Origin of the sequence: Streptomyces sp. NPDC090083, assembly GCF_044747445.1 — a bacterium.
GTDB lineage: Bacteria > Actinomycetota > Actinomycetes > Streptomycetales > Streptomycetaceae > Streptomyces.
Genome location: NZ_JBIVED010000020.1, coordinates 67,542 through 79,707, shown reverse-complemented (window position 1 = coordinate 79,707; position 12,166 = coordinate 67,542). Strand labels below are relative to the sequence as shown.

The following is a 12,166-nucleotide window of genomic DNA, read 5'->3' as shown; positions in this document are numbered from 1 at the left end:
GAAAGGGACGCCCCGACACCGGGGCGGATCGTCTTTCACCGCCAACTGCCCGCATGTTCAAATGAGTTGGTGCAGTAGCGTGTGGGCGGTGACCACCCACGTGAAGCGGGCGCTGAGGTACCGCTTCTATCCGACTGCCGCGCAGGCTGCCGAGCTGTCGCGGACGTTCGGGTGCGTGCGGAAGGTCTACAACCTGGCCCTCGCAGCCCGTAAAGAGGCGTGGGCGTCTGGGGAGCGGGTGAACTACGACGCGACGTCGGCGATGCTGACGGCGTGGAAGAAAACCGGGGAACTCGCGTAGCTCAACGAGGTGTCCTCGGTTCCGCTCCAGCAGGCTCTGCGGCACCTGCAGACCGCGTTCGCCGACTTCTACGGCAAGCGCGCCGGACACCCGCGTTTCAAGTCGCGGAAGAAGTCCCGGAAATCCGCCGAGTACACCACGTCCGCGTTCCGGTTCCGGGATGGCGGGCTGCGGTTGGCGAAGATGGCCGAGCCGCTGGCCATCGTGTGGTCCAGGCCGCTTCCCGAGGGCGTGAGCCCCTCCACCGTGACCGTGTCGCAGGACGCGGCCGGGCGCTGGTTCGTCTCCCTTCGATGCGATGACCCCGGGATCGGGCCCTTGCCGGCCGTAGATGCGGCCGTCGGTATCGATGCCGGACTGGACCACCTCCTGGCCCTCTCGACCGGCGAGAAGATCCCCAATCCCAGACACGAACGCCAGGACAGGGCCGCCCTCGCCAGAGCGCAGCGACGGCTGGCGAAGAAGGAGCAAGGGTCGGCGAACCGGGCCAGGGCCCGGATCAAGGTGGCGAAGATCCATGCGCGGATCGCCGACCGGCGCCACGACACCCTGCACAAGATCACCACTCGGCTCGTGCGTGAGAACCAAACGCTCGTGATCGAGGACCTGTCCGTGCGCAGCATGGTCAAAAACCGCGCTCTCGCCCGCGCGATCAGCGACGCGGCATGGCGGGAGATGCGGACGATGCTGGAATACAAAGCCCGGTGGTACGGCCGCGAAGTGGTCGTCGTGGACCGGTGGTTGCCCTCCTCCAGGCGGTGCTCCGCATGCGGCAGCGTGCAGGAGAAGATGCCCCTCGACGTCCGTACCTGGACGTGCGGCTGCGGCACGGCCCACGACCGGGACGTGAACGCGGCGAAGAACCTTCTGGCCGCCGGGCTGGCGGCATCTGTCTGTGGAGCCGGTGCAAGACCTCAACGGAAAACTCCGGGCGGGCGGCCGGCGGCGAAGCAGAAATCCCCACGGCGCGAGCCGTGAGAATCCCCCTCCTCCGGGAGAAGGGGCGAGGTCAACGGGTGCTTCCCGTCGTCGGGGCGCTCGGCGCGCCGGAGGTGGAGCGGCGGGCCAGGGTGGCGGTCTCGATGCCGCGGTCGGCGCAGAAGTCGCGCAGGGAGCCGTGGACCAGCAGGTCGCAGCGGGTGAGGTCGGCCGGCGTGGGCGCGCCGAGCATGGTCTGCAGCGCGGCCAGCTGGTCCAGCCAGCGGGTCAGCTGCCCGGTCAGGGCGGACACGCCGCCGTCCAGCAGGGTGCGCAGGAAGATCCCGGACGCGCCGACCGCGACCGCGCCCAGCGCCAGCGCGCGGGCCGCGTCCAGGGGGCCGCGCACCCCGCCGGAGGCCAGCAGCGGCAGCCCGGTGCCGCAGGCGTCCAGCAGGCAGGCGGGCGCGGACTGCCCCCAGCCGTGCAGGAAGGCGTACTCGCCCTCCTGGCGGCGGCCGTTCTCGATGCGGGCGAAGTCGGTGCCGCCGCGGCCGCTGACGTCGGCCGCGGCCACCCCCAGCGTGCCCAGCAGCTGGACGGTCTGCCGGCTCAGGCCGTTGCCGACCTCCTTGACGATCACCGGGATGTCGACGGCCGCCGCGATCTTCTCGATCTGTCCCGGCCAGGCGCCGAAGGAGCGGTCGCCCTCCGGCATCGCGGTCTCCTGCGCGGTGTTGACGTGGATCTGCAGCGCGTCGGCCCGCAGCAGCTCGACCGCGCGCCACACGTTGTCCACCGACGCCGTCGCGTTGACGTTGGCCAGCACGAACCCGTCCGGGTTCTCCTCGCGCAGCACACTGAACGTGCCCGCGCAGGAGGGGTCCTTGAAGTAGGCGTTCATCGACCCCGACGCGATCGGCACGCCCGTCTCGCGGGCGGCGATCGCCAGGTCGCGGTTGATGGCGCCGGTGCGCGCGCTGCCGCCGGTCATCGCGTTGACGTACAGCGGCACCGGCCAGGACAGGCCCGCGAACGAGGTGCCCAGGGACACGTCCTCGCGGTCCAGGCCGGCCAGGGCGTGGTGGACGAACGACACCTCGTCGAAGGGGTGGGGTCCGCGGGGGGTGTCCTGCTGCTCGATGGCGAGCCGGACGTGGTCGTCCTTGCGTTGAGCACTCATGATTGCCGGGTCCTTTCGGGCCGTTGCGCGGCGGGGCGCACGGGCAGGGGATGCACCCCGGCCGCCGTCCACTGCCGCCGTACCTGACAGATGTGCCGGGAGGCGGCCGCGTCCAGCAGGGCGATACCGCAGTCGCCGCCGCCCGCCCCCGAGGGTTTGGCGGCGGCGCCGACGGCCTCGGCCGCCTCGCACAGCCGCCTCAGCCGGGGCGTGAAGATGCCCAGCCCGACCGCCTCGTCCAGCCGCGCCAGCTCCGTCCGCGCGGTACGGATCTGCGCCAGCAGGCCGCCGCCGTCGCCGCGCTCCAGTGCGCCGGCCGCCGCCTCCACGAGCCGGTTGCTGGCCTGCGTGAACCGCTGCCGCGCGGTGGTGTCGGGGCGTTCGCCGCGCCGCTCCAGGCCGGCGACCTGGGAGGCGGTGGAGACGGGCTCCCCGGTCCAGCCGACCTCCAGCCGCAGCCCGGCCGGCGCGGGCAGCCGCCGCACCTCGTGGCCCGGCCAGGGCGCGGCCAGCGTCCGTGCGACGCCGACCCGCCGGGCCAGGTCGAGGACGAAGGCCCGCTCGGGGGCCCGGTAGAGGATCCAGCCGCCCCAGGCGCTGGCGGCCAGATCACCGCCCGAGCCCTTCGGGTCGATCCGCGCGGACGCCAGCATCGCCAGCCGGTAGCGCTCGGCGGCCGACAGCTCCGTCCCGCAGAACGCGGCCACCGCGTCCACCGCGGCCACGGTCACCGCGCCGGAGGATCCCAGCCCGTACTTCCGGCCCCCCTCGTGCAGCCGGCTGCTCACCGCGACCCGCAACGCCGGTACCCGCAGGCCCTGTTCGGCCAGCAGCGCCGCCACCGTCTCCACGGCGCCCACGACATGCGCGAGCCCGGCCCGGGCCCGCGTGCCGTCGCCGGGCCCGTGGAAGACCAGCCGGCCCTTCTGCCAGCGCCAGGCGGTGGGGCGGGGGGTGAGGTCACTGGAGAGGACGACGTCGGGGGCGGTGAGGGGGCGGCCGAGTACGCCGGAACCGTCCGGGGTGTCGGGTCCGCCCGGGGTGTCGGGGCGGTCGGGTGCGCCGGTGACCGTGACGGTGATGTAGCGGTCGACCGCGACCAGGATCGCCGGGTTGCCGGCCTCCACCACCGCGTACTCGCCCGCCACGAACAGCTTGCCCGGCGCCCGGCGCACCACCGTGCGCGCGGCGTCCACCGCTGCCGGGGCGGTCACCGTACGGCCCCGCCGGTCTCGTCCAGCAACCGGGCACCGGGCCCGGGGCCGGCCACCAGCACCTGTGCCGCCGGCACGGTCTCGGCGAGGGCGGCGGCCACCCGGCGCGCGTCCGCACGCCGGCACAGCACCTTCACGTTCGGTCCGGCGTCCATCGTCGCGTAGGCCGCGACGCCCTCCCGCCGCAGCGCCAGCACCCGGTCCAGGACGGTGACCGTGGCCGGCGAGAGGTAGCGCACCGCGGGCCGCGCGGCGAGCATCGTGGCGTGCATCCCCAGCGCGTTGCGCTCGGCGATCTCGCCCACCGCCTCCAGGTCACCGCGCCCCAGCGCCGCCCGCATGTCGCTCAGATCGGCCTCGCTGGAGGCGGCCCAGGGCCGGTACAGCGGCGAGGTGTCCACGGTGCGGCGCATCGCCTCCCGGCTGGAGACGGACTTGGGGCCCGCGTCGAGGACGGCGACGACCAGCGCCGGGTCCAGGCCGGCCGCGGGCACCGGCTCGGCGTAGGAGCCCGCGTCCGCCGCCGCGCCCGTGGCACCGGCCGGCCCGGCGTGCCAGACGGCGAAGCCGCCGAACACCGACCGCGAGGCCGACCCCGAACCGCGCCGGGCCAGCCGGGACAGCCCGGTGGCGTCCAGCTCCAGCCCGTAGGCGGCCGCGGCGGCGACGGCCAGCGCGGCGAACCCGCTGGCCGAGGACGCCAGCCCGGCCCCGGTGGGCACGGTGTTGCGGCTGTCCACCACCGCCCGCCGCGTGGAGCCGGCCCGCTCGCGCACCAGCTCCAGGAACGCGAGGACCCGCCGCCCCGCCTCGCCCGTCGCGGGCACCCCGTCGAGCGTCACCTCGTCCCGGCCGGCCGCGGCGTCCAGCCGCACCCGGGTGGTGGTGGGGAAGACGTCCAGCGTCATCGACAGGCTGTCCGTCCAGGGCAGGATCAGCTTCTCGTCCCGCTTGCCCCAGTACTTGACCAGCGCGATGTTGGGATGCGCGAGGGCGGTGACAACGGCAGACCCGTCCTCCGCCGGCCGCGGTGCGCTGCCCCGCGGACCGGGCACGGTCCGGGTGAGGCCGGGTGCGGTGGTCGGTGTGTGTTCACGGCGCATGGTTGTCGAGCCCCTTCAGCGGTACGAGCCACGTCTGTACGGCGCCTGCCTCGTGCAGACGCCGGGTGACCTCACGGGCCCGCTGCGGCGGGGCCAGCGCGATCATGCAGCCGCCCAGACCACCGCCGGTGATCTTGGCGCCGAGGCTGCCCGCCGACAGCGCGGCCGCCACCAGCCGCTCGATGGGGCCGGTGCTCAGCCGGGCCGCCCGCAGCAGCGCGTGATAGTCCGTCATCCGCCGGCCCAGGTCCCCGGGCCGGCCCTCGGCGAGCGCGAGCAGGGCCTCCTCGGTCAGCTGCGTGGCCCGCCCCACGAACCGCGTCCGCGCCCCGGGCCGGCGTTCGAAGCCCTCCCGCAGCAGCTCGACCGCCTCCCGGGTGCTGCCCGGCTCGCCGCTGTCCGCGACGATGAACAGGCCCTCGCAGCCCAGCCGCACCTCCCGGGTGCGGCCCGCCCGGAACAGCAGCGGGCGCAGCGCGCCGACGGTCATGGCGTCGACGCCGCTGGCCCTGCCGTGCGCCATGTTCTCGGCCGTCTGCACCAGTTCGAACGCCGTGGTCTCGTCCAGCTCCCGGCCGAAGAGGTCGGCCAGCGCGAACGCGATCGCCCGCGAACTGGCCGCGCTGGAGCCCAGCCCCCGGCCGTGCGGGATCGCACCGTCGAGGATCACGTCCAGATACGGCCGCCCGGTCACGCCCATCCGCGCCCGGAACTCCGCGGCCAGCCGGCGCAGCCCGTCGGAGGCCTGCGTCACCATCGCCCGCGAGGGCGAACCGGTCATCGTGTAGGAGAGGTCGCCCTGCCCGTCACCGGGATGCGCGGACCATCCCGCGCTGGCCGTGACACTGAGCTGCGGGATCGGCAGGGCGAGCGCCGGGGCGCCGTAGACGACCGCGTGCTCGCCCAGCAGGATCGCCTTGGCGTGGGCGCGGCCGATGCCGACCGAGCGGGTCCGGCGGCTGTCCGGCACCCCCTCCGCCGAGGTCGGTAGAGTCAACGCACTCAGCTCCCTATGTCTGTCGTGCACGGAGATGTCACAGATCGACGAGATGTCGGAGATCCCGGATGTGCCGGCGATCCCGGGATGACGGAGACCGCGGAGGCGCCGGGGATGCCGGCCGGTGGAGCGGGGGCCGCACGGCCGCCGTGGAGGACCAGGGCCCCGTGAACACGCGCCGCGCCAACCGCCGTACACCGCAGGGCACTTCACGCATGGCACGGATGCGCCGGACGCGGCCGGAGCGGCGAAGCGGCGGACGGACCGGCCGACTGGCGGCACGGACCGGCGAACCGGTGAAGCCGGCGGACCCGATGAAACCGGCGGACCCGGTGGGCCCCGGGAAAGAAAAAGTGCCGCGCGCCCGATGAGAGGGGCGAGCGCGGCACGCGTCCCCTGCCGTGGCGCGGCCTCGCGGCGGCTTTTGGGCAGGGGAGATGTAGGGGAATAGTGACACGGGGTCAGGCCCCCCGCCAACACCGCGCGGAAGTGACGTGGGTCACTCGCATCGAAGGGCGGGAACCCGCCCGCGCAACCGGCGCAGCCGCGGCTGCCAGGGCAGTCGCGGCGGGCGTGGTCGGGCTCTGGGAGTCTGTGGAGTACAGGAGTTGATGAACCGTCAGGAAAATGCGGTGCGGCGGGAGTTGGCGAACCCCGGCGCCGGAGGCCGGAGTTGGGGCGGGAGCGGGGGAGTGGCGGGAATCGGGGGGGGAGGGGGGCTCTGGTCGCGCCCCGCTCCGGGGAGCAACCGGCAGCCGCCCGCCCGGAGTCGGGGTGCGGTCAGTGCCGCCGGTGCAGGGCGATCTCGGTGAGTTCCTCGATGTCGAACTCGGAGCGGCGGTGCGGGGCGCCGTAGCGGGTGATCTTCCCGCGGCTGACCCACTTGCGGATCGTCGCCTCGGAGACCCCCACGGCCAGGGCGGCCACCTTGGTGGGGACGAGCCGGTGACTGGGTGGCTTGATCATGCGCTGACGCCCTTCCGCTGCCGTTCCATGAGGCTGCGCAGCCCCAGCCACTCGCCCACGTCCCACGCGTGCCCCGAGGAGCACCGGATGCTGCCCCCCGAACCCGCTCCCGGACCGGTGCCGCGCTGCGGGAGTGCGCTGATCGTCCCCGGGCAGCCGTCCACGACGCAGCCGCGGATGAGGGCGTGCAGGGGGTGCGGGTCGGGGTCGATGGTCTGGCGCAGCTCGCCGACGAGGCGTTCGATCTCGTCGGCGAAGTCGTCCGCCGGGGGCTGGCCGGCGAGCCACTCCAGGTGCCGGATCAAGAACCGTGCCAGCGAGGGGACGCTGCGCGCCGGCGTGGTGGTCCCGCGCTTCTCCGCGACCAGCGACGACCACGACTCGAGAATGGTCAGGATGTTGTGCCGGGCGTCGAGCACGGCGATGTCGAGGTGGTCCCGCCTGCGGCTGCCGGAGACCTTGGTGGGATTCGTGCGCCGGCCCGTGGGGGAGGCCTGGTGCAGGCATTCCTGGTGCAGCGCGGGAAGCACCCGCAGATGCTGCGCCGCCCTTCGCACGCACGGGGCGCAGAGGACGGACCCGGCGGCGGCGACGCTTTCCTGGGGGTGACTCCTGGGGCATGACTGGGAATTCATCGAAACTCCTTCACGAGGCGTCTGGGGCCTCGCAACCGCTGTCCACGACTGTGCTGTCTGGTGTCCCGTGCATCCATCCCGCGAATCTTCGAATCTTCGAATCCGTGAATCCGTGAATTCATGAACATGTGAATCCGTTGACGTGTGGGCCGTTTACGCGTGCGCATTGTTTACGTGTTCATTTCGTGCACGTGTCTTTTGTGTGCATGTCTTGTGCGGGTGGCCGTATGTGCCGTGCCGGTCACGGCGGTTGACCCGGCGGGGTTTTCGTCCGCGGGGGTCCTTCCATTACCCGCCCGGCGACTCGAGTCCCGATACAGCCCCGTTCGGGAACACGCCGGTGAAATAGCGTGCCGGTTTTCTCGAGGTCTTTTCCACCCGGAGCCGAGCCCTGGTCGAGCGCCTGCGCCGACGGTGGCGGCAGGAAGGGAGGAACTGTGGACGGTACGCACGCAGGCGAACGCGCAGTAGACGCCGGACTCCTCGCAGGGCCGCTCGTCACGACGGCCGATCGGTTTCCCCCGGGCGGGGTGTTTCCCCCCGGGGACCCCGGTCCCCGTACCGCCGCGCCGCCGCCCGGTGACGCGGCCGCGGCCCATCTGGAGGTGTGCCTGGTCGGTGCCGGCCCCCGGGGCCTCTCCGTGCTGGAACGGCTGTGCGCGCAGGAACGGAAGTCGCCCCGCTGGGACACCGTGACCGTGCACGTCGTCGATCCCGGCCCGCCGGGATCGGGGCAGGTGTGGCGCCCCACCCAGTCGCGGCAGCTGCTGATGAACACCGTCGCCTCGCAGGTGACGGTCTACACCGATGCCAGCGTCCGCATCGACGGCCCGCTGGAGGAAGGCCCGAGCCTGTACGAGTGGGCGCGCGCCCTGGAGTCGGGAACCCTGGAGGGCGCCTTCGACCCCGCCGCCGGCTTCGGCGCGGAGGTCCTCGCCGAGGCACACGCCCTGGGCCCCGACACGTATCCCACCCGCGCCCTCTACGGCTCCTATCTCACCTGGGCGTTCGGCCGCGTCATCGCGAATGCCGCCGCCCACGTCCGGGTGCGCACCCACGCGCTGCGCGCCGTCGCCCTCACGGACGCCGACGGTGTCCGGGCGGGCCGCCAGAGCGTGGTGCTGGAGGACGGCACCCGGCTGGAGGGACTGTCGGCGGTCGTCCTGGCGCAGGGCCACGTCCCCGTCCGGCCCGCGCGCACCGAGCGCCGGCTGGCCGCCTTCGCGGCCCGGCACGGCCTGACGTACGTGCCGCCCGCCAACCCGGCCGACGTGGACCTCTCCGCCGTAGGACCGGGCGAGAGCGTGCTGCTGCGCGGGCTGGGCCTGAACTTCTTCGACCACATGGCGCTGTTCACCCGCGGACGCGGCGGCGTCTTCACCCGCACCGGCGGGCGTCTGGTCTACCGGCCCTCGGGCCGCGAGCCGCGTCTGTACGCCGGGTCGCGGCGCGGAGTGCCCTACCAGGCGCGCGGCGAGAACGAGAAGGGCGCCCACGGCCGCCACCGGCCCCGGCTGCTGACGGCCGAGTACGTCGCGCAGCTGCGGGCCGCCGACCGGCACAGCACGGCCGTCGACTTCGCCGCCGACCTGTGGCCGCTGATCTCCAAGGAGGTGTGCGCCGTCTACTACGCGGCGCTGCTGGCCCGCCGCGGCCGGCCGGCCGCCGCGGCCGAGGAGTTCACCGAGCGCTACCTGCACGCCGAGCCCGGCGAAGCCGAGGACCGCCTGCTGGAGCAGGCCGGCATCACCGGCGCCGAGCGCTGGGACTGGGAACGCATCGCCCGCCCCTACGGCAGCCGCGCCTTCCCCGACCTGGCCGCCTTCCGGACCTGGCTGCGCGGCCACCTCGACGAGGACCTCCGCCTGGCCCGGCAGGGCAACGTCAGCGGGCCGGTCAAGGCGGCCCTGGACGTCCTGCGCGACCTGCGCAACGAGGTCCGCCTCGCCGTCGACCACGCCGGCCTGAGCGCCGCCTCCCACCGCGACGACCTGGAACGCTGGTACACCCCGCTCAACGCCTACCTCTCCATCGGCCCGCCCGCCTCCCGCATCGAGGAGATGGCCGCGCTCATCGACGCCGGGATCCTGGAGGTGACCGGCCCCGGCCTGCGCGTCGGCGCGCAGGAGCACGACCCCGCGGGCCCGTGCTTCCTGGCCACCTCCGAGACGATCCCGGGCGTACGGATCCGGGCCACCGTCCTGATCGAGGCCCGCCTGCCCGGCACCGACCTGCGGCGCACCGCCGACCCGCTGATGAGCCAGCTGCTGCGCACCGGCCAGTGCCGCCCCTACCGCATCCCCGCCCACGACGGGAGCGAGGACGGCGAGGGCTACGAGACCGGGGGACTGGCGGTCACCGAGCGCCCCTACCGTCTGATCGACGCGCACGGGGTGCCCCATCCGCGGCGCTTCGCCTACGGGGTGCCCACCGAGTCCGTGCACTGGGTGACCGCCGCGGGCATCCGGCCCGGCGTCGGCTCCGTCACCCTGGAGGACTCCGACGCCATCGCCGCCGCGGTCCTGGCCGTACCCCAGGCCCACGGCACACCCACCGCCCGCCGGCCGGCGCGTCCCGCGTCGGCCCCCCTGCCCCCGGCCACCGTTGCGGCCCCGGCCGCGGCTGTGGCCCCGAGCGTGAAGGCGCGAGCATGACCTCCCCCGACCCCACCCCGCCGACCCCGCCCGCCCCGCAGCGTGCGGAACTGTCCGCGCATCTGGACGCGGGGCTGCTGTCCCCGGTGCGGGCGGGCACCCCCGTCGAGGCGGCCGTCGGCGATGTCGCCTGGCTGCAGGCGATGCTGGACGCGGAGGCGGCCCTGGCCCGGGCGCAGGCCCGGCTGGGCACGGTGCCCGCCTCGGCGGCGGCGGCCGTCACCGCCGCGGCCCGCGCGGAGTTCTTCGACGTACGCGAACTGGCCCTGGCCGCGCGGGAGACCGCGAACCCGGTGGTGGGCCTGGTCGCGGCACTGACCGCACGGGTCGCGGCGGACAGCCCGGACGCCGCCGAGTACGTGCACCGCGGCTCCACCAGCCAGGACGTCCTGGACACCGGCGCGATGCTGGTCGCCGCCCGCGCGCTGCGCCTGATCGTGGCGGACCTGCGGTCGGTGGCCGAGGCGCTCGCGGTGCTGGCGGCCGAACACCGGGACACGGTGATGGCGGGCCGCACCCTGGCCCTGCACGCCGTGCCCACCACCTTCGGCCTCAAGGCGGCCGGCTGGCGCCAGCTGGTCCTGGACGCCGCCGACCGCCTCGACCGCCTGGCCTCGGGCGGCCTGCCGGTGGCGCTCGGCGGCGCGGCCGGCACCCTGGCCGGCTACCTCCAGTACGCCGGCCCCACCACCGACCCGGCAGCCCTGTCCGAGGAACTGACGGAGGCGTTCGCCCGGGAGACGGGCCTGGCCGCGCCGGTGCTGCCCTGGCACGCGCTGCGCACCCCCGTCGCCGACCTCGCCGCAGGCCTCGCCCATGCGGCCGGGGCGCTGGGGAAGATCGCTGCGGACGTGCTGGTGCTGGCCCGCACCGAGATCGGCGAGGTCGCGGAGCCGGCGGTGGCGGGGCGGGGGGCGTCCTCGGCGATGCCCCACAAACGCAACCCCGTGCTGGCCACCCTGATCCGCTCGGCCGCGCTCCAGGTGCCCGCGCAGGCGGGAGTGCTGACGCAGTGTCTGGTGGCCGAGGACGAACGCTCGGCCGGGGTGTGGCACGCGGAGTGGCAGCCGCTGCGCGAGTGCCTGCGGCTGACCGGCGGCGCCGCGCACACGGCCGTCGAACTCGCCCGCGGTCTCACCGTCCGCCCCGACCGGATGCGCGCCAACCTGGAGGCCACCGGCGGACAGCTCGTCTCCGAACGCCTCTCCGCCGTCCTGACCCCCCGCCTGGGCCGCACCGCGGCCAGGGAACTCCTCACCCGCGCCTCCCTCCTGGCCACCCGCACCGGCCTGCCCCTCTCCGACACCCTGGCCGGCCTGCCCGAACTCGCCGGCATCCTCACCAAGGAGGAAGCGGCCTCCCTCCTGACCCCGGCCGCCTACACCGGCGCGGCCCCGGCCCTGGTGGACCGGTCCCTCGCCGCACCACCCCCTGCGGCCCACACCACCGGCACGGAAACCGGCGTCGATACCGGTGCCGACCACGGACCCGGCCCGGGCCCCGATTCCGTCCCCGGCCGCACCGGCCGACGGCCCCGGCCCGTGCCCGGACCGTGGCGCAGGTCCTGATCCCGGCCGTGGCGACGGCACGGCCCACGCCGCTGGCCACGGTCCCGGCCACGGCTCCGGACCGGGGTGCGGCGGCGCGCGTCCGCCGGGCCCGGTCCTGACGACTCCTCACCTGCCCCCAGGGCCGGGCGACTTCGGGCCCGGCCCCGGTGGTACGGGCACGACGGCGGCCCTGTTGTCCGTCAGGCCCGGCGGCTGGCGATGCCCCACCCGCCGCCGGACCGGGCGGCTCCGGCCCCCGGCGCGGGCGCAGCGGCAGCGCCGCCCGTCAGCCGGTGTCTGACGACCCCTCACCCGCCGCCTGTCCGGGCGCCCCGGGCGCCCACAGGACCAGCTCTCCGGCACTCGCCTGGCCAACTCCCGGGCCCTCGCCGGATCGCCCCGGCTGCTCCCGAGCCGGTGTCCAAGTGCCCCCGGTCCGCCCCGGATTCCCCGGCTCCGGTCCCCGGCTCCGCTCCCCGGAACAAGATCGTCCCCTTTTGGCCGGAACACCCCCGCCCACCCCGGAAAAGGCACCCCCTCACCCCGTCCCCGCCCAGCTCACGCCCCTCTCACCGGAGCCCCGCTGGAGTCCCGCTCGAATCTCGCCGGAGGCTCGGTGGAGGGGGACTCGAACGGCGCTGGAGG

Annotated in this window: 8 protein-coding genes and 1 pseudogene; 3 read left to right on the top strand and 6 right to left on the bottom strand. The window is 74.8% G+C overall.

Annotated elements, in window-relative coordinates:
* Nucleotides 1–61: 61 nt before the first annotated feature.
* Nucleotides 62–1,279: pseudogene (locus ACIPTO_RS41565) on the top strand (RNA-guided endonuclease InsQ/TnpB family protein).
* A gap of 31 nt (nucleotides 1,280–1,310) precedes the next feature.
* Here the strand turns inward: ACIPTO_RS41565 and fni are convergent.
* From fni to ACIPTO_RS41535, 6 genes are all read right to left on the bottom strand, one after another.
* On the bottom strand, nucleotides 1,311–2,402 hold the full coding sequence (gene fni / locus ACIPTO_RS41560) for a type 2 isopentenyl-diphosphate Delta-isomerase (RefSeq protein ID WP_366326037.1): 1,092 nt from the start codon (nucleotides 2,400–2,402) through the stop codon (nucleotides 1,311–1,313).
* On the bottom strand, nucleotides 2,399–3,616 hold the full coding sequence (locus tag ACIPTO_RS41555) for a phosphomevalonate kinase (RefSeq protein WP_401200781.1): 1,218 nt from the start codon (nucleotides 3,614–3,616) through the stop codon (nucleotides 2,399–2,401). The genes fni and ACIPTO_RS41555 overlap by 4 nt, the downstream gene beginning before the upstream one ends.
* On the bottom strand, nucleotides 3,613–4,719 hold the full coding sequence (gene mvaD, locus ACIPTO_RS41550; RefSeq protein ID WP_401200778.1) for a diphosphomevalonate decarboxylase: 1,107 nt from the start codon (nucleotides 4,717–4,719) through the stop codon (nucleotides 3,613–3,615). The genes ACIPTO_RS41555 and mvaD overlap by 4 nt, the downstream gene beginning before the upstream one ends.
* On the bottom strand, nucleotides 4,709–5,716 hold the full coding sequence (gene mvk / locus ACIPTO_RS41545) for a mevalonate kinase (RefSeq protein WP_401200775.1): 1,008 nt from the start codon (nucleotides 5,714–5,716) through the stop codon (nucleotides 4,709–4,711). The genes mvaD and mvk overlap by 11 nt, the downstream gene beginning before the upstream one ends.
* A 780-nt stretch (nucleotides 5,717–6,496) precedes the next feature.
* The gene (locus tag ACIPTO_RS41540; protein ID WP_352113903.1) at nucleotides 6,497–6,682 is read right to left on the bottom strand and encodes a hypothetical protein; all 186 of its coding nucleotides are present in this window, start codon (nucleotides 6,680–6,682) and stop codon (nucleotides 6,497–6,499) included.
* Nucleotides 6,679–7,317 (bottom strand): hypothetical protein, encoded by a 639-nt coding sequence (locus tag ACIPTO_RS41535; protein WP_401200772.1) that lies wholly within the window; start codon nucleotides 7,315–7,317, stop codon nucleotides 6,679–6,681. Before ACIPTO_RS41535 ends, ACIPTO_RS41540 begins: the two co-directional genes overlap by 4 nt.
* 599 nt (nucleotides 7,318–7,916) lie before the next feature.
* Between ACIPTO_RS41535 and ACIPTO_RS41530 the strand changes: the two genes are divergently transcribed.
* Together ACIPTO_RS41530 and pcaB are read left to right on the top strand one after the other, a co-directional pair.
* A complete protein-coding gene (locus ACIPTO_RS41530) occupies nucleotides 7,917–9,971 on the top strand; it encodes an FAD/NAD(P)-binding protein (protein ID WP_401200812.1) in 2,055 nt (684 codons plus the stop codon).
* The gene (gene pcaB, locus ACIPTO_RS41525; protein WP_401200770.1) at nucleotides 9,968–11,539 is read left to right on the top strand and encodes a 3-carboxy-cis,cis-muconate cycloisomerase; all 1,572 of its coding nucleotides are present in this window, start codon (nucleotides 9,968–9,970) and stop codon (nucleotides 11,537–11,539) included. The genes ACIPTO_RS41530 and pcaB overlap by 4 nt, the downstream gene beginning before the upstream one ends.
* The last annotated feature ends 627 nt before the right edge of the window (nucleotides 11,540–12,166 follow it).

Coding starts and splice junctions, on each gene's coding strand:
- mvaD (WP_401200778.1), bottom strand. CDS start 4,719: ATGCGCCGTGAACACACACCGACCACCGCACCCGGCCTCACCCGGACC.
- fni (WP_366326037.1), bottom strand. CDS start 2,402: ATGAGTGCTCAACGCAAGGACGACCACGTCCGGCTCGCCATCGAGCAG.
- pcaB (WP_401200770.1), top strand. CDS start 9,968: ATGACCTCCCCCGACCCCACCCCGCCGACCCCGCCCGCCCCGCAGCGT.
- ACIPTO_RS41535 (WP_401200772.1), bottom strand. CDS start 7,317: ATGAATTCCCAGTCATGCCCCAGGAGTCACCCCCAGGAAAGCGTCGCC.
- ACIPTO_RS41540 (WP_352113903.1), bottom strand. CDS start 6,682: ATGATCAAGCCACCCAGTCACCGGCTCGTCCCCACCAAGGTGGCCGCC.